At 51.0% G+C, this 20,191-nt stretch carries 19 protein-coding genes; 14 read left to right on the top strand and 5 right to left on the bottom strand.

What is annotated here, in order from left to right:
* Window positions 1-109 precede the first annotated feature (109 nt).
* The 8 genes from EDC33_RS07695 to EDC33_RS07670 all read left to right on the top strand — a co-directional run bounded on the left by EDC33_RS07695 (window position 110) and on the right by EDC33_RS07670 (window position 8,064).
* Window positions 110-1,894 carry a S9 family peptidase gene (locus EDC33_RS07695; protein WP_124010736.1) on the top strand — a complete coding sequence of 595 codons (1,785 nt, stop codon included), beginning with the start codon at window positions 110-112 and terminating at the stop codon, window positions 1,892-1,894.
* A gap of 56 nt (window positions 1,895-1,950) precedes the next feature.
* Window positions 1,951-2,097 carry a hypothetical protein gene (locus tag EDC33_RS12660; protein ID WP_170156381.1) on the top strand — a complete coding sequence of 49 codons (147 nt, stop codon included), beginning with the start codon at window positions 1,951-1,953 and terminating at the stop codon, window positions 2,095-2,097.
* Window positions 2,098-2,137: 40 nt separating this feature from the next.
* Window positions 2,138-2,287, top strand: coding sequence for a hypothetical protein (locus EDC33_RS12655; RefSeq protein ID WP_170156380.1), 150 nt, complete (start codon window positions 2,138-2,140; stop codon window positions 2,285-2,287).
* Between the two features lie 98 nt (window positions 2,288-2,385).
* Entirely contained in the window at window positions 2,386-3,636 is a 1,251-nt protein-coding gene (locus EDC33_RS07690; protein WP_249036084.1) for a cytochrome P450, read from the top strand.
* An 89-nt stretch (window positions 3,637-3,725) separates the two neighbouring features.
* Entirely contained in the window at window positions 3,726-4,028 is a 303-nt protein-coding gene (locus tag EDC33_RS07685; protein ID WP_124010735.1) for a metal-sensing transcriptional repressor, read from the top strand.
* Window positions 4,029-4,040: 12 nt separating this feature from the next.
* Window positions 4,041-6,425 carry a heavy metal translocating P-type ATPase gene (locus EDC33_RS07680; protein ID WP_124010734.1) on the top strand — a complete coding sequence of 795 codons (2,385 nt, stop codon included), beginning with the start codon at window positions 4,041-4,043 and terminating at the stop codon, window positions 6,423-6,425.
* A gap of 34 nt (window positions 6,426-6,459) precedes the next feature.
* Window positions 6,460-6,669 carry a copper chaperone CopZ gene (copZ, locus tag EDC33_RS07675; protein WP_040106020.1) on the top strand — a complete coding sequence of 70 codons (210 nt, stop codon included), beginning with the start codon at window positions 6,460-6,462 and terminating at the stop codon, window positions 6,667-6,669.
* 162 nt (window positions 6,670-6,831) lie between these two features.
* Window positions 6,832-8,064 carry a hemolysin family protein gene (locus EDC33_RS07670; RefSeq protein ID WP_094906327.1) on the top strand — a complete coding sequence of 411 codons (1,233 nt, stop codon included), beginning with the start codon at window positions 6,832-6,834 and terminating at the stop codon, window positions 8,062-8,064.
* Window positions 8,065-8,111: 47 nt separating this feature from the next.
* Here EDC33_RS07670 and EDC33_RS07665 read toward each other — a convergent pair whose 3' ends face one another.
* Both EDC33_RS07665 and EDC33_RS07660 read right to left on the bottom strand, forming a co-directional pair.
* Window positions 8,112-10,175 carry a heavy metal translocating P-type ATPase gene (locus EDC33_RS07665; protein WP_124010733.1) on the bottom strand — a complete coding sequence of 688 codons (2,064 nt, stop codon included), beginning with the start codon at window positions 10,173-10,175 and terminating at the stop codon, window positions 8,112-8,114.
* Window positions 10,165-10,533 (bottom strand): ArsR/SmtB family transcription factor, encoded by a 369-nt coding sequence (locus EDC33_RS07660; RefSeq protein ID WP_124010732.1) that lies wholly within the window; start codon window positions 10,531-10,533, stop codon window positions 10,165-10,167. Before EDC33_RS07660 ends, EDC33_RS07665 begins: the two co-directional genes overlap by 11 nt.
* Window positions 10,534-10,658: 125 nt before the next feature.
* Between EDC33_RS07660 and EDC33_RS07655 the strand changes: the two genes are divergently transcribed.
* Window positions 10,659-11,642, top strand: a complete 984-nt coding sequence (locus tag EDC33_RS07655; RefSeq protein WP_124010731.1) for a Gfo/Idh/MocA family protein — start codon at window positions 10,659-10,661, stop codon at window positions 11,640-11,642.
* Window positions 11,643-11,731: 89 nt separating this feature from the next.
* Here the strand turns inward: EDC33_RS07655 and EDC33_RS07650 are convergent, their stop codons facing one another.
* Window positions 11,732-12,673 (bottom strand): aldo/keto reductase, encoded by a 942-nt coding sequence (locus EDC33_RS07650; protein WP_124010730.1) that lies wholly within the window; start codon window positions 12,671-12,673, stop codon window positions 11,732-11,734.
* Window positions 12,674-12,819: 146 nt separating this feature from the next.
* Here EDC33_RS07650 and EDC33_RS07645 point away from each other — a divergent pair, with 146 nt between their 5' ends.
* The 3 genes from EDC33_RS07645 (at window position 12,820) to EDC33_RS07635 (ending at window position 15,218) form a co-directional block, all read left to right on the top strand.
* Window positions 12,820-13,677 carry an MBL fold metallo-hydrolase gene (locus EDC33_RS07645; protein WP_124010729.1) on the top strand — a complete coding sequence of 286 codons (858 nt, stop codon included), beginning with the start codon at window positions 12,820-12,822 and terminating at the stop codon, window positions 13,675-13,677.
* Window positions 13,678-13,739: 62 nt separating this feature from the next.
* Complete coding sequence (locus tag EDC33_RS07640) at window positions 13,740-14,579, top strand: metallophosphoesterase (RefSeq protein WP_124010728.1); 840 nt, start codon at window positions 13,740-13,742, stop codon at window positions 14,577-14,579.
* A 9-nt stretch (window positions 14,580-14,588) separates the two neighbouring features.
* Window positions 14,589-15,218 carry a LysE family translocator gene (locus EDC33_RS07635; RefSeq protein ID WP_124010727.1) on the top strand — a complete coding sequence of 210 codons (630 nt, stop codon included), beginning with the start codon at window positions 14,589-14,591 and terminating at the stop codon, window positions 15,216-15,218.
* A gap of 104 nt (window positions 15,219-15,322) precedes the next feature.
* Here EDC33_RS07635 and menC read toward each other — a convergent pair whose 3' ends face one another.
* Complete coding sequence (menC, locus tag EDC33_RS07630) at window positions 15,323-16,462, bottom strand: o-succinylbenzoate synthase (RefSeq protein ID WP_124010726.1); 1,140 nt, start codon at window positions 16,460-16,462, stop codon at window positions 15,323-15,325.
* Window positions 16,463-16,474: 12 nt separating this feature from the next.
* Window positions 16,475-17,908, bottom strand: coding sequence for a YfcC family protein (locus EDC33_RS07625; RefSeq protein ID WP_124010725.1), 1,434 nt, complete (start codon window positions 17,906-17,908; stop codon window positions 16,475-16,477).
* Between the two features lie 99 nt (window positions 17,909-18,007).
* Between EDC33_RS07625 and EDC33_RS07620 the strand changes: the two genes are divergently transcribed.
* Together EDC33_RS07620 and EDC33_RS07615 are read left to right on the top strand one after the other, a co-directional pair.
* On the top strand, window positions 18,008-19,114 hold the full coding sequence (locus EDC33_RS07620; protein ID WP_124010724.1) for an amidohydrolase: 1,107 nt from the start codon (window positions 18,008-18,010) through the stop codon (window positions 19,112-19,114).
* A 45-nt stretch (window positions 19,115-19,159) separates the two neighbouring features.
* Window positions 19,160-20,158 carry a PQQ-dependent sugar dehydrogenase gene (locus EDC33_RS07615; protein ID WP_249036087.1) on the top strand — a complete coding sequence of 333 codons (999 nt, stop codon included), beginning with the start codon at window positions 19,160-19,162 and terminating at the stop codon, window positions 20,156-20,158.
* Window positions 20,159-20,191 lie beyond the last annotated feature (33 nt).

Genomic DNA, 20,191 nt, shown 5'->3' with positions numbered 1-20,191 from the left:
TGCTGCTTTTTTCATGCGGATATCGAAAAATAATTTATCAAAATTGTCACAAAAATGGTTTTAATCTACAATGGAGGAGAAGTCAATTTTACAAAAAGGGGTCTGGCCAATGATTGAATTTCCGAAACCGACAGTGGAACAGTTTTTCACATCCTACAACATCAACAACTTTACGGTGAGCCCGGACGAGAAGCGCATCCTGTTCACGACGAACCTCAACGGAAAAGTGAATATATGGGCGATGGATACCCCTGAGACGTATCCATACTTGTTTGCACAGAAGGACCAGAATGCAAATTTCATCAAATATGATCCGAAGAACCGCTTTGTACTTTCAGGGTTCGATCATGATGGGGATGAGAATTTTCAGATCTACGCCATCGGCCCGGACGGGGGTGTACCTAAACCTCTGATTACAGGTGAACCGGATGAGAAATATTTCTTCTCCAAACTGTCACAGGATGGACGGAAGGTCTATTATGTGACTTCTGAAGGCAATCCAAGCTTCCTGAATGCGAAAGTGTTTGATATCGAGACGGGCGAGGAGCGCCTGATCCATGAGGGGGAGGAGGCCCCGACATATTTGGCGGATGTGTCAGTTGGTGAAGACAACAGCGCCCATATGCAGGTGCGTGCGAACACCTATATCCTGGGATTCATCAGAACGAAGGACGGGACGGAGTACATCACCCCCGATCCGGAAGTGATCCACACAGTAGGGGATATGACATTCATAAAGGATGATGAAGTCTGGTTCAGCACGAACTATGAGAGCGAATACGACTACCTGGCAAAATACAATCTGTCGGAGAAGCAGTTTTCGAAAGTGATGGATTTCGGCGAGGAGTCGGTGTCGGGACTGCAGTTCAACCGGCATACGAACATGCTTTACATCACGACGGAGAAGGGTGTGGCAGACAAGCTGTACTATTACGATTTGAACCACGACATCTCTGATGAGATAAAAGCACCTTTTGATGCCATCAGACAGCTTGCCGTGACGAAGAGCGGCAGTCTCTATGCCCTGGCCGGGAGTGCCACCGAGCCGTTCAACATATGGAAGTACCAGCTTGAGAAGTGGACCTCCCTTACAAAGAACCGGGTGCTTGGGGTCACTTCAAGAGACATGGTGGAACCTGAAACCGTGCGCTACAAGTCCTTTGATGACATGGAGATTGAAGCCCTGCTGTTCAGGGCAAAGGAGGAGAATCGGAATGGCTATACGGTCTTCTGGCCGCATGGGGGTCCGCAGGCGGCCGAGCGAAAGTTCTACCGTGCCATGTTCCAGATGCTCCTGAACCGCGGCTACAACATATTCTGTCCGAACTTCAGGGGAAGTACCGGATATGGCGCTTCATTCGTGAAGCTCGTCGAGCAGGATTGGGGCGAAGGCCCGCGTCTGGATAACGTGGAAGGCATCAGATGGCTGTTTGACAATGGCATCTCATCCCCCGATAAGCTCTTCCTTGTCGGCGGAAGCTATGGCGGCTACATGGCGCTGCTCCTTCATGGGAGACATCCGGAATACTTCAGGGCCGTCGTCGATATATTCGGCGTCTCCAATCTATTCACCTTCTACAATTCCGTGCCGGAGCACTGGAAGCCAATCATGACACGCTGGGTCGGTGACCCTGAGACGGACAGGGAGCGCTTCGAAAAAGATTCGCCGATCACTTATCTCAGCACAATGTCCAGACCGATGCTCGTCATCCAGGGTGCGAAGGACCCGCGGGTCGTGAAGGAGGAATCGGATCAGATTGTAGAAGAGCTGAGGGATGCCGGCAGGGAAATCGACTATCTTGTCCTGGATGATGAGGGTCATGGATTTTCAAAGAAGGAAAATGAAATCAACGTCTACAGGACCATGCTGGAGTTTCTTGAGAAGCATCAGTAAAGACGCCAGGTTCCGGGTATAGAAGAATAAAATGAATGGGATGGAGGAGATGCGCTGTGGGAGGAAGGAAAGATCGGGAAAAGGGCCATCGTGCAGAGCCGCTTCATAGGAATGGGTACTGGTACGATTTCCTTTTTGAAATGTTCCTGAGTTCTATCGGTCTGATCTTCAGGCTTGTGAGAGGCATATTCAGTGCACTTTAGCAGATCTTTCATCGTGGGTTCAAAGGAAAGGTGAGGATGTATGCATATTGCGATAACCGTAGGGTCTGGAATTCTGTTCCTGGTCCTTTTTGGTACCATGTTCGACAATTGGCTGATCGGCATCATTGCAGGATTATTTTTCGCCGTCACCAATTTCATCGTATTCAGACCGAATGGAGGAAAGAAGTAGACCTGGCAGCAGGTCTACTTCTTTACTTTATTTTACATGCATAAAGGGTATATTAACGGGAAGAGTACAATAATAATAAATGGTCGAGGAGGGGTAGTGTGGCACAGAAAATGCCCGAAGATGCGGGTTTTGACCGGACATTGAGTGTACTGAAAGAAGGATACGAATTCATTATGAACAGAAGTGAATCCCTGGATTCGGATGTGTTTGAGACACGGATCATGGGTGAAAAGGCAATCTGTCTGACGGGCAGTGAAGCAGCAGAGCTGTTCTATGATGATACACGCTTCAGAAGAAGGGACGCTGCGCCCTCCCGTGTCAAGAAGACATTGTTTGGGGAAGGGGGCGTACAGGGGCTTGATGGAGAGGCGCATAAAAACAGGAAAGCCATGATGATGGCCTTGATGGACAATGAAGCGATGGAAGAAATAGAAATGCTGGTCCTCCATTATTGGCAGCAATATTTTGAAGAGACGGGGAGTCTTGAGACGGTGGCGCTCTATGAAGCGGCCAAAGTCGTCTTTCTCCAGGTTGCAGCCAAATGGACGGGTGTCCCGCTGGAAGCGTCGGAGACGGAAGAGCGCGCTGCACAGATTTCAGATCTGTTCGAGTCCCCAGCGGCGCTCGGCCTCCAGCACTGGAAGGGTAGACGAGCACGTTCTGAGGCGAACGACTGGATTGAAGGATTTGTGGAGGACGTCAGGGAAGGGCGGTTGGAAATAGACCACGGCAAGGCGCTCTATACATTCAGCTGGCACAGGGATGAAAAGGGTGAGCTGCTGGATAAAGGAATTGTAGCGGTGGAAATCCTCAACCTTCTGAGACCGATGACTGCAGTCAGTGTATGGGTTGCGATGATCGGACTTGCGATGCATGAGTTCCCCGAGGAAAGGGAGAAGCTTACAGGCGCCGGTCAGGAGCGGCTTGAATGGTTCATCCAGGAAGTCCGCAGGTACTATCCGTTCTTCCCGTTTGCAGCTGCAAGAACCGATGTGGATTTTGAATGGCAGGGATACCATTTCGAGGAAGGCACTCTGACACTGCTCGATCTCTATGGTACAAACCGTCACCCGGCGGATTGGGTGCATCCGCAGACATTCATGCCGGAAAGGTTTGAGGGCTGGCAGCAGACACCATTCAATTTCATTCCTCAGGGCGGAGGGGATTATGATTTCGGCCATCGCTGTGCCGGTGAATTCGTGACCATCGTCATGATGCGGGCGACGCTTGATTTTCTCGTCAACAGACTGGAATATGATGTGCCGGAACAGGATTTCAGTTTTGAATTCAATGATATTCCGGCCGTGCCGAACGACAAGATAAAAATAAACAATTACAGGTTCAAATGACCGGGACGTATGTTCCGGATTTTTTTATTGACAATTATACCCTATGGGGGTATCATGTACATAAGGAAAAAACTAAGGAAGTGATCATAATGGGTGAGCATCTCCATGAACATGCTGTCGTGCCGCGCACGGATGAGGAGAAGGACAAGGTGATGAACCGGCTGAAGCGGATTGAAGGCCAGGTGCGGGGCATCCAGAAGATGGTGGATGAGGACCGCTATTGTGTGGACATCCTCGTCCAGATCAGTGCGATACAGTCGGCATTGAAGAACGTCGGCTATACAGTGACGGAGCGTCACATGAAACATTGTGTTACAGACGCCATCAACAAGGGCGAAGGCGAAGATTCCATCGAAGAGCTGATGGCGGTCCTCAAACAGTTTTCCAAATAGGAGGGAAAAGAAATGGCCGGCAATAAACAGGTCAACCTGAATATCACAGGCATGACATGCGCTGCATGTTCAAGCCGGATAGAGAAGGTTTTGAATAAAATGGACGACGTCGATGCTTCAGTCAATCTGACGACTGAAAAGGCGACGGTTGAATACGATAGTGAAAATGTCGATATCAGTGACATCACCGGCAAGATCGAGAAACTGGGCTATGGTGTCGAAATGGAAAAGGCTGAGTTCGATATCACGGGCATGACATGTGCAGCCTGTTCGAACCGTATAGAGAAGGTGCTGAACAAGCAGGAAGGTGTCAAATCTGCCACAGTCAACCTGACGACGGAAAATGCAGTCATCGAGTACAATCCGAACATGCTGACGGATCGGGATCTGATTGCTCGTGTCGAAAAGCTTGGATATGGAGCGAAACCGAAGCAGAGTGCCGAGGACAGGGTGAATGCGAAAGATAAGCAGTTGAACCGTCTGAAGGTGAAGCTGATCATCTCGGCCCTCCTCTCACTCCCGCTCCTCGTGACGATGCTGGACCACCTGTTCGGCATACAGATGCCGGCAATCCTGATGAGCCCATGGTTCCAGCTGGCACTTGCTACGCCGGTACAGTTCATCATCGGCTGGCAGTTCTATGACGGCGCCTACAAGAACCTGCGCAACGGCAGTGCGAATATGGATGTACTGGTTGCGATGGGAACAAGTGCCGCATACTTCTACAGTGTATATGAGATGACCAGATGGATTGCTGACTCAAGTCATCATCCGCATCTGTACTTTGAAACGAGTGCGCTGATCATCACGCTGATCCTGTTCGGTAAGTACCTTGAGCACCGGGCAAAGTCCAGAACTACAACAGCAATCTCCAAACTGCTCGACATGCAGGCGAAGCAGGCACGTGTAGTAAGGGATGGGGATGAAATGATGATCCCTGTGGAGGATGTGATCGTCGGTGACCACATCGTCGTCAAACCGGGTGAAAAGATTCCGGTGGACGGCACGGTGGTCAAAGGGCGTACAGCCATCGACGAATCAATGATCACCGGCGAATCCATCCCGATTGAAAAAGAAGCTGAGAGCGCTGTGGTCGGTTCCACGCTGAACGTCAATGGTACGATAGAATTCGAGGCCACACGCGTCGGCAAGGATACAGCGCTCGCTTCCATCATCAAAGTCGTTGAGGAAGCGCAAGGACAGAAGGCGCCGATCCAGCGCATGGCGGATATCATCTCCGGCTACTTTGTACCGATTGTCGTCGGCATCGCCATCATCACTTTCCTGGCATGGTACTTCCTTGTCCAGCCGGGCAATATCGAACCGGCGCTTGTCGCTTCCATTGCGGTACTGGTCATCGCATGTCCATGTGCCCTTGGATTGGCGACGCCGACCTCCATCATGGTCGGCACAGGGAAAGGTGCCGAGAGCGGCATCCTCTTCAAAGGTGGGGAACACCTTGAGAAGACCCACTCCCTGGATGTAGTCATTATGGATAAAACGGGTACAATCACAAAAGGGAAGCCGGAAGTGACCGACTTCACCGGTGATCCAGAAACGCTGAAACTGCTTGCGACTGCCGAGAAGGGATCTGAGCATCCATTGGCAGAAGCCATCGTCGCCTATGCTGCTGAGCAGGGCGTTGAAGTTGGAGAAGTCGATGATTTCGAAGCGATACCGGGTCACGGTATCGAAGCGGTCATCGAAGGCAGGAAAGTGCTCGTCGGTACACGCAAACTGATGAAGGACAATGATATGGATGAAGAGGCCATATCCAGTGAAATGGAACAGTATGAGTATGACGGCAAGACCGCCATGATCGTTGCGGTCGATGGTGAAATCAAAGGCGTCGTCGCTGTCATGGACACAGTGAAGGAAAGTGCTGCAGAAGCGATTGCCTCCCTCAAGGATGAAGGGCTCGAAGTCATCATGCTGACCGGTGACAATACGCGTACCGCCCAGGCAATTGCGCGCAGCGTAGGCATCGACAATGTCATTGCCGAAGTGCTTCCTGAAGAAAAAGCCGATAAGGTGAAAAGTGTGCAGCAGGAAGGTAAAATTGTGGCGATGGTCGGTGACGGCGTCAATGATGCGCCTGCCCTGGCTACTGCAGATATCGGCATCGCAATCGGTACCGGTACCGAAATTGCCATTGAAGCGGCAGACATTACAATTCTCGGAGGAGAATTGACACTGATACCGAAGGCAATCCGGCTCAGCCATAAGACCATCCGCAATATCAAGCAGAATCTGTTCTGGGCGTTCGCCTACAACAGTGCAGGTATCCCGATTGCAGCACTCGGCCTCCTGGCTCCATGGGTTGCAGGTGCGGCGATGGCATTCAGTTCGGTAAGTGTCGTGACGAATTCATTGAGGTTGAAGCGGGTAAAGATATAATATATGGATATAAATGATTAGGAGGAGATTTTGAATGGCTCAAAAGACGATTGAAGTAGAAGGTATGACATGCGGGCATTGCAAGAGTGCTGTAGAGGGCGCGCTTTCAGAACTGGAAGGTGTCAAATCTGCAGACGTGAACTTGGATGCAAATAATGTCAACGTTGAATATGATGAATCCAAAGTGACGGAAGCATCCATGGCCGAAGCGATTGAAGATCAAGGTTATGACGTTAAACAATAAACAGGGAATGCTGCCTACTCCTGAGAAGGGGTAGGCTATTTTTCTGCAAGGATGTTGACACCCAGGATAAACATTTCGATGGATAAGTGGTAAACTGTAGGAAAGTCATTTACAGTAGTCAACATGAAATAAACAGAGTTCCATACTTAAGGAGGATAAAGAATGATCGTTGCGATCATTATATTACTTTTCGTCTCCCTGTTCTTTTCAGGGAGCGAAACCGCGCTGACGGCAGTGAATAAGATGAAACTGCAGTCGAGGGCGAACAATGGGGATGCGAGTGCCAAACGGCTTCTCAGGCTCATCTCCAGACCAAGTGTTTTCATTACAACGATACTCATCGGCAATAACATAGCGAATATTCTATTACCGACGCTGGTGACCACTATGGCACTTGATTACGGCATCAGCGTGGCAATCGCATCAGCTGTGCTCACAGTCACAATCATCGTGTTTGCGGAGGTCATTCCAAAATCGATTGCTGCGACATTCCCTGAACCGATTGCGAAAACTGTAGCCCCGGTCATCACCTTTTTCGTCGTCATCTTCAAACCCGTTACAGTGGTGTTGAACTGGCTGACGGATGCGATAGCAAGAGTGCTCTCAAAAGGTGAGTTGGAAGGGGCAGGCACCGTATCCAAGGATGAACTCCGGACGATTGTGGATATCGCCGATTCAGAAGGGATGCTTGCGAAGGACGAATCCTACAGGATCAAAGGTGTGCTCGATTTCCGCCACTTGAACGTCAAAGATGTCCTGACGACTCCGAGAACGGAAATGGAAGCGATATCCGCCACTGCAGGATATGAGGAAGTGCGCGACCATGTGATCGATCACATGTATACGCGCTACCCGGTATACGGAGAAGATATGGACGATATCATCGGGGTGTTCCACTCCAAGTACCTGCTTCAATGGTCTGTGGATCCGGATAGGCCCCTCATGGATTTCTGTGATTCCGATCCATTGACAGTCCATGAGTTCCAGCCGGTCGAATATGTATTGAGGAAGATGACGAAGGAAAGACGCCATCTGGCAATCGTCATCGATGAGTTCGGAGGCACGGAAGGCATCCTGACGCACGAAGACATCATAGAATCCATGCTCGGATTTGAAATTGAGGATGAGACCGACCTCAGAAATGACGCGTTGGTCGAATCATTGACTGAAACGGAAATCGTATGTGATGGCAAGATTACACTGCACCGCCTGAATTCCATCTTCGATACCGACATTCCCGAAGAGGAAGATACACTTTCAGGTTTTCTACTGAAGGAGTTCAATGACTTCCCGATTGAAGGGGATACTTTGGAGGAAGTTGGCCTGAAATTCGAAGTCATCGTAATGGAAGATCAGATGATCAGAAAAGTGCATATCATCAAGCAGGAAGAATAAAAGAAGGCGATCATACCATCATGGTATGACCGCCTTCTTTGCATAGATCATTCTTTCATCCGCAGCAGTCTGAGGCCGTTCAATGCAACAATGAGTGTGGCGCCGATATCCGACAGGATGGCAATCCATAGAGTCAGCCAGCCAGGTATGACGAGCAGCAGCGCGATGACCTTGATGATGATGGCAAAGGAGATGTTTGCCTTGATGATGTTCAGTGTTCTCCTGCTCAATCCGATGGCAAACGGGAGATGATGGATACTGTTGCCCATCAGTGCCATATCCGCAGTTTCGAGTGCAGTATCGGTTCCTTTGCCCATGGCGACACCAACATTGGCGGTCGCGAGTGCCGGTGCATCATTGATGCCGTCTCCAACCATTGCTACGGTATATTCCTTCTTCAGATCCTCGATGGTAGCAAGCTTGTCTTCCGGCATAAGACCTGCATATATCTTGTCGATGCCGAGCGTACGTGCAATTGTCCTGGCTGTGTTGCTGTTGTCCCCGGTCAGCATGGTTGTCTGGATGCCAAGGTTATGAAGTTTTTCTATTGCTGGCCTGCTTGATTCCCTCAGCTCATCCATTACAGCAATATGGCCGATGATTTGGTCGTCCTCTATAATGATCATGGCAGTCTTGCCGTCATCCTGGTACTGTGCCGACAACGGTTCACCATCAGGCTTTCTGATTTCGTAGAAGCGCTGTCCTATTTCCCCGGAAATACCTGTGCCTGTCACAGCTTTGAACCGGTTGATATCGATATCGCTATAACGGATGCCTTCTGACTCTGCATACTTGATGACCGACTGGGCGATTGGATGCTCAGATTGGGATTCAAGTGCAGCTGCGATGGCGAGCACTTCTTTCCGTGAACGGCCGGAAGCCGCTTCAAAGTCGGTGACATGCGGTTCGCCCTTCGTCAATGTGCCTGTCTTATCGAAGGCCACCAGGCTGCTTTGGCCGATCTTCTCCAGATGCACGCCGCCCTTGATCAATACGCCCCTGTTTGCAGCATTTCCAATGGCGGAGACGATCGCAATCGGGGTGGAGATGACGAGGGCGCACGGACATCCGACGACGAGTATCGCGAGTCCCTGATAGATATAGGTCATCCATTCGGCACCCAACAGAAGAGGGGGTACAACCGCAACCATTACCGCAATCACCATGATCGCCGGCGTATAGTATTTGGCGAACTGGTCGACGAACTGCTGGGCTGGGGCGCGCTTCTCCTGCGCTTCTTCCACAAGCTGGATGATTTTCGCGATGGTCGTATCTTCCACGTTCTTCGTCACTTCAATTTCCAGATAGCCATTCTGGTTGAGCGTACCGGCATAGACTTCTTCGGCGCCAGACACTTCAACCGGAAGTGATTCGCCTGTAATGGCCGCCTGATTGATGCTTGAATGTCCGTAGGAGATTACGCCGTCCATCGGTAATTTTTCACCTGGTTTGACGACGATTGTGTCCCCGATCTGTATATCTCCGACTTCAACTTCACGGATGCCGTCCTGTGTCTTCAAGGAAGCGGTATTCGGAGCGATTTCCATAAGGGACTGGATGGAGGTCCTGGCCTTTTCCATGGAATATCTCTCCAGTGCCTCGCTGACTGCAAACAGCACTACGACGACTGAGGCTTCCGGCCATTCCCCGATCAGGGCGGCGCCGATGATGGCGACGGTCATCAGTGTCTTCATGTCAAAGCGCAGTCTTGTCATGTTGTTCAAGCCGGTCCAGAACATCCTGTAGCCGCCGGTGACGACTGAGGCCAGAAAGAAGCCTGTGGTCATGGGATTCTGTCCGCCATAGTAGATGACGAGGGCGAAACCGATGAACATCAATATGGCTGAGAGGATGACCATGCGGTGTTTTTTGAGGAAGGACTGACTCTCTGGTGCGGGACCGCTGGCATTCACGACTTTAAGCTGTTCAAAGGCGCCTGCCTTCTCAATATCTTCAACAGTGGCGGCGCCTTGGACGGTTATTTTCGAAGCCCCGAAATTGACTTGGGCATCCTCGACACCCTTTATCTCCTGGACATTCTTCTCGAATGTACGGGCGCAGTTTGCACAGGAGAATCCATCGATACGGTAGGTTGTCCTGTCATTCGTCATGATCGGTCAGCTCCTCCTGGTGAAGGAAGGCCATACTGACAATCTGTCGGATATGGTCGTCGTCGAGACTGTAGTACACCATTTTTCCTTCTTTCCTTGATTTGATGATGCCCTGTCTATGCAGTGAACGCAGGTGATGGGAAGTTGTGGCGATGGTTGCATCGATGATGGTGGCGATGTCGCATACACAGAGTGATTCCTCCAGGCTCAGTGCCTTGACGATCCGCGTGCGATTCACCTCACCGAGTGCCTTGAAGATGGCAGCCACTTTTCCCACGGCATCTGCATCCATACTTTCTTTCACCCGGGCAATCTTGTCGGCATCAACGCTTTCTATATCACATGTTTTTATTTCCATCGTATCCTCCTCATTCAAATGAGTATTTGATTATATTATATCTAATTCCTGTTGTTATTCAAGCATGTATTTGAATGAAGTTTATGTGTTAAACTATGGATAAAACAGAAAAAGGAAGGGTTCCAATGAAAATAGCAACCATAGGTTCAGGTTTTATCGTAGATCGTTTCATGGAGGCGGCCAGGCAGGTCGACGGAATAGAAGTATACGGTGTGTATTCACGTACAGAGGAGCGGGCGAAGGCATTCGCAGAGAAGCATGCGGTTCAGAACTATTTTACAGATGTCGATGCAATGCTTGCAGACCAAGGTTATGACACGGTCTATATCGCTTCCCCCAACAGTCTCCACTATGAATATGCGAAAGCTGCCCTTGAAGCGGACAAGCATATCATATGTGAGAAACCGTTCACTTCCACCGTGGAGGAACTCGAAGCCCTCATCGAATTGAGCAGGAACAAGGAGCTATTCCTTTTTGAAGCCGTAACGGGCATCCATCTGCCGCACTTCAAGGCGATTGAGCAGGAACTGCACAAGGTGGGGGAGCTTAAAATCATCCAGGCGAACTACTCCCAGTATTCGAGCCGCTATGACAAACTGAAAGCCGGGGAGGTCCCGAACGTATTTAATCTGGAATTCTCAGGCGGGGCGCTCGCCGATCTCAATATCTACAATCTGCATTTCGTCATCAGGCTGCTTGGCCGGCCGGAAGCGGTCACCTATGTCCCGAACAAATTTGAAGGAGGCGTCGATACATCCGGCGTCTGCGTGCTGCAGTATGTGAACAGTGTCGCCACATGCATCGGATCGAAGGATACAAAAAGCGAGAACAGCGTCCTCCTCCAAGGGGATGCGGGATACATCAAAGTCAATGGTTCCGCCAATATCATCGACTCGGTCGAAGTGGTGGCCAATGGAGAGAAGGAATCGATCGACCTCGGACAGAATCCGAACAACATGGTTGCGGAGCTTGAAGATTTCGAAGCGATGTATAGATCTAGGGACTACGGGGCGGCAGCAGCATGGCTTGAACATTCGGTGTCTGTGATGGAAACCTTCGAAAAGGCAAGGGAAAGTGCAGGCATCATCTATCCGGCCGACCGGAAGTGAGTCAGGTCGGACTTTGAAGCAGTTGCCCCCTTAGTCAGGAATCACAATACAAAATCTCCCGCCAAATTTCTGGCGGGAGATTTCTTCGTCTATGGCAGCATATGCCCGGCAGCCTTATAGATGCGGTACCATTCTTCCCGGGACAATCTGATATCCCCGGCTTTTGCGATATCCTCGAGCCTTGATGTATTCGTTGTTCCGATGATGGTCTGCATATTGGCAGGGTGCCTGAGTATCCAGGCGACAGCGACTGCATTTTTGGTCAGTCCGTGGGAGTGGCCGATGTCTTCCAATACATCATTGAGCGTTCTGTATTTCGGGTCGTCCATGATGATGCCTTCAAAATAGCCGTAATGGAAAGGCGACCATGCCTGCAGCGTGACGTCATTCAGACGGGAATGTTCAAGCAGGCCGCCATCGCGGTCTCCGGCGCCTTCAAACGGCGTATTGGCCTGCATCCGGCTGTTGATCATATGCGGTGCACCAACCCCGAACTGAACCTGATTTGTAACGAGCTTATGGTCCGTATGCTTCTGCACGAAGTTGAACTGTGTGGTGTGGAAATTGCTGAGCCCAAAGTGCCTGACTTTACCGCTGTCATGCAGCCTGTCAAAGGCTTCTGCAATTTCTCCAGGTTCCATCAGTGCATCCGGCCGATGCAGCATCAGAAGGTCCAGGTAATCTGTACCGAGCCGTTCCAGAATGCCGTCGACGGAATCAAGGATATAATCTTTGGACAGGTCGTAGTATTGGTCTTCTTTTCTGTTGCTGTCTCCAGCGTGGCGGATGCCGCACTTGCTCTGGAGCAGTATATCCTCCCGATTCACCTCTGAAGTGAGGACTTTGCTGAACTTGCGTTCGCATTCGCCGTCACCATAGATGTCAGCGTGGTCGAACAGGTTGATGCCGAGCTCGATCGCCCTGTTGATGTGCTTTGCAAGTGCACGGTCCTCCATATCGGCGATGCGCATGCATCCCAGTACGATTCTGGAAGCTTCTAGTGATGAGCCGCCAAGTTTAATCTTTTCCATTTACTATCACCTCGGATACATTCTACCATATGCGCTGGATGGTTAAATACGCATATATCTCCGCCTGGATCCAGTTCCCTTTCATTTTTGAATAGATGGGTGTATACCGGGTAAATATATGTTGAATACATCAAATAGCAAGGAGGATGGTTATGAGTAGAATGCAGTATGGCAGTGACTACAAGAAAATCCCTGCGTATTCGATGGGAAGCGGGAGCGATATGGAAGTGCTCCCGGACCTGTTCACCTACACGAATAAGATTGTGAATGTGCACATGGTCGGGCATCCGGATGAAGAGCGGTTTGTGCTGGTGGATGCAGGACTTCCTGATTCCGCAGAGGAAATCATAAAAGTGGTTGAAAAGCGCTTTGGAGAAGGTGCAAAGCCTGAAGCGATTGTTCTGACGCACGGACACTTCGATCACGTCGGTTCCATCATAGAACTGATCGAGAAATGGAATGTCCCCGTCTACGCCCATAAGATGGAACTGCCTTATCTTACAGGCCAGAAGCCTTATCCTGACCCGGACCCTACCGTTGAAGGGGGCATGATGGCGAAGACGGCACCGATGTTCCCGAAAGAGCCGATCGATCTTGCGGGAAATGTCTACGCGCTGCCGGCAGACGGTACTGTGCCGCACATGCCAGGTTTCGAGTGGATCCATACACCGGGCCATACCGATGGCCATGTATCCTTCTACCGTCAATCTGATGGTGCACTGATTGTCGGTGATGCGTTTGTGACCGTCCAGCAGGATTCCCTCTATAAGGTGATGGTCCAGAAGAAGGAGATCCAGGGGCCGCCGGTCTACTTCACGACAGATTGGGAAGCGGCCCGAGCGTCGGTGGAAAAATTGATGTCCATCGAGCCGTATACGGCGGTGTTCGGACATGGGAAATCGCTCCAGGGTGAAGAGCTGCGTGAAGGGCTGCGGTATCTGGCCGCGAACTTTGATGACATTGCCCTGCCTTCCCATGGCAGATACGTGGATGACGAAAAATAGAATATAGGTTTCAAGGCGTGCCGATATGCTCTATAATAGGGATAAAAAATCGAGGTAACCATATGAAGGTCTCTCAAATCCTATTGGGATTTTTAATTGCATCGGCACGCTTTTTATATAAAGAGGATAAAGATATCACCACTACATACTACACACACGAGTCGGAACATGTACCCTATGCGTTTGATGGGTATAAGATCATCCAGGTCTCGGATTTCCACAACGCCTGGTTCGGCTGGCGCTCCTCCAAACTGCTCAGGAAGATCAGGAAAATTGACGGGGATGTGATATTCGTCACCGGTGACATCATCGACAGGCGTACACCGAACTTCCGCCGCTCCATGAACCTGGTCAGACAGCTGGTGGATATTCTGCCTGCATATTATGTGACCGGCAACCACGAGGCACATTACAGAAGGTTCGATAAGCTGGAGCAGGCGATTGAAGCGTCGGGAATGCAGAACATCAGCAGACGGAACGACCGGCTCTACATCGGCAACGAGTATATCCGGCTGATCGGCATGGAAGACCTATGGTTCTATGGAGAAGATGGGGATCATCAGGTGAAGGAAGACTTTGAGAGGGATCTCGAACACCGACTTGAAGGAAAGGGCGACCGCTTTACGATTGTACTCTCCCACCGCCCCGAACTGCTTGATGTATACGGCAAATATCCGGTGGACCTTGTATTCACAGGGCATGCGCATGGCGGTCAGATACGGCTGCCGGTCGTCAAAGGCCTGTACGCCCCCCACCAGGGCGTCCTGCCGAAATATACCGAAGGGGTCCATGAGAAGAGCGGCACACACATGGTCGTCAGCCGGGGGCTCGGCAACAGCCGGTTTCCATTCCGCGTATTCAACCATCCTGAAATCGTCGTGATGGAACTGAAAAGGAAGTAGGGGAGGACAATGGATAATCTGCTTGCATACAGCACAGTGGTGCTCGTGTTGGCCATGCTGCCGGGAGCGGACATGATGATCATCATGAAGAATACGCTGAACTATAACAGCAACGCCGGGAGAGTGACGATCCTTGGCATCATTCTCGGGCATCTGTTCTGGACATTCATCGCAGTCATCGGACTGGCGGTCGTCATCGCTAATTCGATCCTTTTATTCAGCACAATAAAGTACATTGGTGCAGCCTACCTTGTCTACATAGGCATCAAGAGCTTCACAGCCGGTCAACTCGTTTCGATGAATGAACTGAAGGATGGGGGCGGCCAGGCGAAGGGGCATATGAAGGCATCCTTCAGGCAGGGGCTCATCAGCAACATCTTCAATCCGAAAGTTCTGCTGCTCTATATCACCATCATGCCGCAGTTCATGACAGTGGGCGGAAGCATCGGGGAAAACCAGCAGCTGATCATACTCGCAGGCATACTGATCGGGATTTCTACAGTCTGGTTCCTCATCGTCGTCGAACTTGTAAACATAATGAAGAGATGGCTCAAGAGCAGAACTTTCCAGAACTGGCTGTCGAAAGGCGCCGGAGTAGTCCTGATCCTATTCGGCATCAGAACGGCACTCGAGGCTTAGATATGGAAGAGCGACTGCAAGTTGACCTTCCAACTTCCAGACCATTCAATACAAGAAAGAACACGGACGGCACATGCGCCGTCCGTGTCCTTTTTCTGTTCCAATCAATCATAGAAGATCATATCGACGGTGTCTGCTTCTGTAATGGACTCCGTCTTCTGCAGGTATTGCTCCATCTTGCCGAAATCAACTTCTGCACCGATGCCCGGTTCCCTGCTGACTTCGACGACGCCGTCTTCAGCGACGACTTCCGGTGTGATGATGTCTTCATACCAGTATCGGCTGGATGAAGCGGTATCACCCGGCAGGGTGAAGTTGCCGAGTGTTGTGATGGCGATGTTGTGCAGGCGGCCGACGCCTGCTTCGAGCATGCCGCCGCACCACAGTGGAATGTCATGCTGTGCTGCCAGGTCATGGATCTTTTTGGATTGGGTGATGCCGCCGACACGGCCGACCTTTACGTTGATGATCCGGCAGCTTCGGAGTTCTATGGCGCCGCGTGCGGCTTCATAGGAGTCGATGCTTTCATCGAGGCATACCGGTGTGCTGATTTCCTTCTGCAGTTTGGCGTGGTCGATGAGGTCGCCGGCAGCGAGGGGCTGTTCGATCATCATCAGGTTGAATTCATCGAGTGCCTTAAGCGTCTCCATATCATCGAGCGTATAGGCGGAGTTCGCATCCACCATGAGTGGGATGTCGCCGAAACGGTCCCTGATGCTGCGGATCATTTCTACGTCGCGTCCGGGTTTGATCTTCACTTTGATCCGTTTGTATCCTTCGTCGACCTTCTCCTTCACTTTCTCGAGGAGGAGTTCATCCGTATCCTCAAGGCCTAAGGAAACACCGACGTCGACCTTCTCCTTTCTGCCTCCGATGGCTTCGGCAAGCGTCATGTCATTCTGCTTGGCGTAGAGGTCCCAGACGGCCCCTTCAATTGCCGATTTGGCCATGTTGTTCCGCTTGAACGGTTTGAACTTTTCCCATACGTCATCCGGATGGGTGATTTCCTCATGGATGACGATCGGTGCGAAATACTTCTTCATCGCGATGATTGAGGCGTCCATGAATTCTTCGGAATAGAGCGGGTCCTCTCCGGAGACGCATTCCCCGAAGCCGGAACGGCCGGCGTCGTCTATCGCTTCTACAATGGTGATGTGGCGATCCTGCTGTGTGCCGAAGCTCGTCGTGAATGGTGTCTTCATCTTCATCAGGAGCTGATGCAGTTTGATTTCTTTAATATTCATTAGTTCTTCCTCCTATACTGGACCCCAGTTTATTGCTACAAGTACAATTATATAGATAATGCCGAGGACATACCAGATAAGTACAAGCGGTAGGGCGAACCTGAACCATTTTGTATATGGAACGCCTGCGATGGCAAGGTTTGCCATCAGGACGCCGGACAACGGTGTGATGATGTTGGTGAAGCCGTCACCCATCGTATAGGCCTGTACGGCAATCTGGCGCGGGAAGTCCATGATGTCTGCAAGCGGAGCCATGATCGGCATGACGATGGCGGCCTGGCCGCTGCCGGAAGTGACGATCAGGTTGAACAGGCCGTTGGCGATGAACATCATGATCGCCCCCATTGTGCTTGAGAAGGGATCCATGATGATGGCCATGAAATTGACGATACTGTCCAGGATCATGCCCTGCTCGAGCAGCACTACGATGGAACGGGCCATCCCAATGATGAGGGCACCGTAGAGAACGGTATTCGCCCCTTCGATGAAAGTGGATATCATTTCATTCACATGGATTCTGCCGATGAGTGCCGTGGCCACCATGATGACGAGGAAGACGGCAGACATTTCACCGAGGCTCCACTCCGCCACGAATACACCTGTGACATAGGCGCCGATGCCGCCTGCCAGGGCAAGCAGCACGAGGATGTGCTTCAGTTTCATATCCTGCTGACCGAGACCTTCAGCCTCCTTGGGGTTTTTTGGGAAGGGGTTGCCCTTCAGTATGCTGCGTTCCGGGTCCTTCTTGATGCGGTTCGCATACCAGATGACATAGGCCATGGTGGCAGCAAGCGTGATGAGGTACATGACGACACGTTCAGGCGCGCCGGAGAATAGAGGGATTTCAGCGATTTCTTGGGCGAAGCCGATTGTGAGCGGATCGAGGATGGCCACACCGAAGCCGACATAGGCCCCGAGGTAGATGATCGATACACCGATGATCGCGTCCATCTTCATAGAGCGGGCAAGGATGATGCCGAGCGGGATGAAGGCGATAACCGCATTGACGATGATGCCGAGTGTGCCGAATATGGAGAACACGATCATGACGAGCGCGATGAGCAGCCATTCCTTATTCTTTGTGATGCGGATGATCTTAGTGACCAGTGCATCAATGGCACCGGTTCGTTCGATGACGGCGAATACACCGCCGATGATGAGAACGAGGAAGATCAGGTTCGCTGTACTGACGAGTCCCTCGACGATTGCGCTGAAGATATCGAGGAATCCGGCCGGGTTCGAATCGATGATGCTGTAGGTGCCTGGAATGATGACATCGATGCCTTCTGCAGACTGTTCGGTTTCAAAGGTTCCTGCTGGAATTATGTATGTAGCTGCTGCTGCCAGCACGAGGAAGAAGAAAAGTATCGCGTAGGCATCCGGGAGGCGGAATCCCCTCTTTTCGCGTTTTCCATCCTTTTCTTCAGTCGAATCATTGTTGCTCATAATCAAATACCCCCTTGTTTGAATTTTCAAGTAATTTATAATGTATTATAAGGAAGAGTGAATGATTATTCAATGGTTTGTATGAAAGGAGATAAAAACGTGATTGAGGAAAAAATGAAAGAAGTTTTCGAACATATGCATGCGCACCCTGAACTGAGCTATGAGGAGACGGAGACGACGGCGTACATATACGACTACCTGGAGGGTGCTGGATTCAGCCCTGTCAAATTCAGCAATACGACGGGGCTCTACTGTGATGTCGGGAATTTTGACGAAGGCAATCCAATCATAGGCATCCGGGCGGATATAGATGCACTGTTCCAGGAGGTGGATGGCGTCAAGCAGGCCAATCATTCCTGTGGACATGATGCGCACACTTCGATGGTCATCGGTACGATGCTGAAAATAAAGGATGACCCTGCGCTTGAATCGAGGGGCGTGCGCTTCATTTTTCAGCCCGCAGAAGAGGTCGGGACGGGCGCACTGTCGGTCGTGGACGAAGGCGTCGTGGATGACCTGGACTACTTTTTCGGCATCCATTTGCGACCGATAGAGGAGGCAGTCAATGGATTTGCCGCGCCAAGCATTGAACATGGGGCTGCAGGATCGGTTGAATTCAAGATCGTCGGGGAGGATGCGCATGGTGCGAGGCCGCACCTGAACCATAATGCCATTGAGGTCGGTACGGATATCGTCAATATGCTCTCCAAAATACACATCAATCCTATCATCCCTTCCTCGGTCAAGATGACGCGCTTCCTCGCCGGAGGCAAGTCGCTGAACATCATACCGGGGAGTGCGGAATGCGGGATTGATATGCGTGCGCAGACCAACGAGCAGATGGAGAAGCTGAAAGAGCGCGTCTTCACCATTTTGAAGAATATCGAGGAAATATATGATGTGAAGATCGAAGATATGGAGTTCTCCGGCATTGTTGCGAGCGAGAGTCACCAGGACGCAATTGATGTACTCCGCAACTCGATTGTGGATGTGCTTGGAGAGGAGAAGTGCCTTGAGCCGATCATTACAAGTGGCGGGGATGATTTCCACTACTATACGGTCAAGATGCCGGAATTGAAAGGTGCCATGCTCGGGCTCGGCTGTGATCTGAAGCCGGGGCTCCATCACCCGAATATGACGTTCGAACATTCTGCGCTGGCAAACGGGGCGGAGATACTGTACCAGGCGATATTGAATGTAAAATGATCCGTGGAAAGAGGGGATGGCATGATGAGGAGGATTATTTTATTGATGATTCTCGTCCTTGGAGCATGCAGCAATGAAGCGGCGAGCAATGGTCCCGATACGGGGGAAGGGGAAACATTGGCAAAGAACTTGGAGACGCCATGGATGATCGAGAAGACGGAAGAAGGATTCTATATTTCCGAAAGGGGAGGCACCCTGAAGCTGGTGAGTGACGGTGAAGTGACTGTTCAGCCCCTTGAACTCGACCGGGAAACCAATGCTTCAGGAGAAGGGGGCCTGCTAGGATTCATCGTGCACCCGAACGACACCGAGACCGCCTTCCTCTATCATACATATTCGGATGATGGAGAGAAGAATCGGGTCGTCGAGATGAAGCGGGAGGGCTCTGCATGGTCAGAATCCGGCGTCATCGTTGAAGATATTCCCGGAGGGACTATCCACAATGGCGGCAGAATGGATATCGGACCGGATGGTCACCTCTACATCACTACCGGTGATGCCGGTAATGGGGAGTACAGCCAGGACACAAACAGTCTGGCTGGGAAGATATTGAAGGTTGCCCTAGATGGTTCGATTCCGGAGGACAATCCTTTTGATAATGAAGTGTTCAGCTACGGCCATCGTAACCCGCAGGGGCTGGCATGGGATGAAAATGGGACCCTCTATGCTACAGAACATGGACCAAGCGGACATGATGAAATCAATGTCATCAAGCCGGGTGCCAATTATGGATGGCCGGTGGTTAAAGGCGATGAAGAAGAAGCGGGGATCGAAACTCCGTTGTATCATACGGGATCTGATACATGGGCGCCCTCGGGCATTGCCTATGACGGTGAGACGCTTTATATCGCAGCACTTAGGGGCAGTGAGGTCATCGCCTTTGACCTGTCCTCTAATTCCGCTTCCACCTTCTATGATGAGGGCAGCCGTATGCGGGATGTACTTGTAGAAGACGGTCGGCTGTACACCATCACCAATAACACCGATGGACGGGGGGACCCATCAGAGGATGATGACCGGCTGCTTGAGCTGAAAATGGAATAGCTGAAGCCACGAAAAAAGGTCCTGACCATGGTC

Origin of the sequence: Salinicoccus roseus (assembly GCF_003814515.1) — a bacterium.
GTDB classification, from domain to species: Bacteria; Bacillota; Bacilli; order Staphylococcales; family Salinicoccaceae; genus Salinicoccus; species Salinicoccus roseus.
The sequence above is the reverse complement of the archived record's forward strand: the minus strand, read 5'-3'. Positions and strand labels throughout refer to the sequence as shown.

Excerpts from the sequence above, each read along its gene's own strand:
- EDC33_RS07695 (WP_124010736.1), top strand. The coding sequence starts at position 110 with ATGATTGAATTTCCGAAACCGACAGTGGAACAGTTTTTCACATCCTAC.
- EDC33_RS12655 (WP_170156380.1), top strand. The coding sequence starts at position 2,138 with ATGCATATTGCGATAACCGTAGGGTCTGGAATTCTGTTCCTGGTCCTT.
- EDC33_RS07685 (WP_124010735.1), top strand. The coding sequence starts at position 3,726 with ATGGGTGAGCATCTCCATGAACATGCTGTCGTGCCGCGCACGGATGAG.
- EDC33_RS07680 (WP_124010734.1), top strand. The coding sequence starts at position 4,041 with ATGGCCGGCAATAAACAGGTCAACCTGAATATCACAGGCATGACATGC.
- copZ (WP_040106020.1), top strand. The coding sequence starts at position 6,460 with ATGGCTCAAAAGACGATTGAAGTAGAAGGTATGACATGCGGGCATTGC.
- EDC33_RS07670 (WP_094906327.1), top strand. The coding sequence starts at position 6,832 with ATGATCGTTGCGATCATTATATTACTTTTCGTCTCCCTGTTCTTTTCA.
- EDC33_RS07665 (WP_124010733.1), bottom strand. The coding sequence starts at position 10,175 with ATGACGAATGACAGGACAACCTACCGTATCGATGGATTCTCCTGTGCA.
- EDC33_RS07660 (WP_124010732.1), bottom strand. The coding sequence starts at position 10,533 with ATGGAAATAAAAACATGTGATATAGAAAGCGTTGATGCCGACAAGATT.
- EDC33_RS07655 (WP_124010731.1), top strand. The coding sequence starts at position 10,659 with ATGAAAATAGCAACCATAGGTTCAGGTTTTATCGTAGATCGTTTCATG.
- EDC33_RS07650 (WP_124010730.1), bottom strand. The coding sequence starts at position 12,673 with ATGGAAAAGATTAAACTTGGCGGCTCATCACTAGAAGCTTCCAGAATC.
- EDC33_RS07645 (WP_124010729.1), top strand. The coding sequence starts at position 12,820 with ATGGTTATGAGTAGAATGCAGTATGGCAGTGACTACAAGAAAATCCCT.
- EDC33_RS07640 (WP_124010728.1), top strand. The coding sequence starts at position 13,740 with ATGAAGGTCTCTCAAATCCTATTGGGATTTTTAATTGCATCGGCACGC.
- EDC33_RS07635 (WP_124010727.1), top strand. The coding sequence starts at position 14,589 with ATGGATAATCTGCTTGCATACAGCACAGTGGTGCTCGTGTTGGCCATG.
- menC (WP_124010726.1), bottom strand. The coding sequence starts at position 16,462 with ATGAATATTAAAGAAATCAAACTGCATCAGCTCCTGATGAAGATGAAG.
- EDC33_RS07625 (WP_124010725.1), bottom strand. The coding sequence starts at position 17,908 with ATGAGCAACAATGATTCGACTGAAGAAAAGGATGGAAAACGCGAAAAG.
- EDC33_RS07615 (WP_249036087.1), top strand. The coding sequence starts at position 19,160 with ATGATTCTCGTCCTTGGAGCATGCAGCAATGAAGCGGCGAGCAATGGT.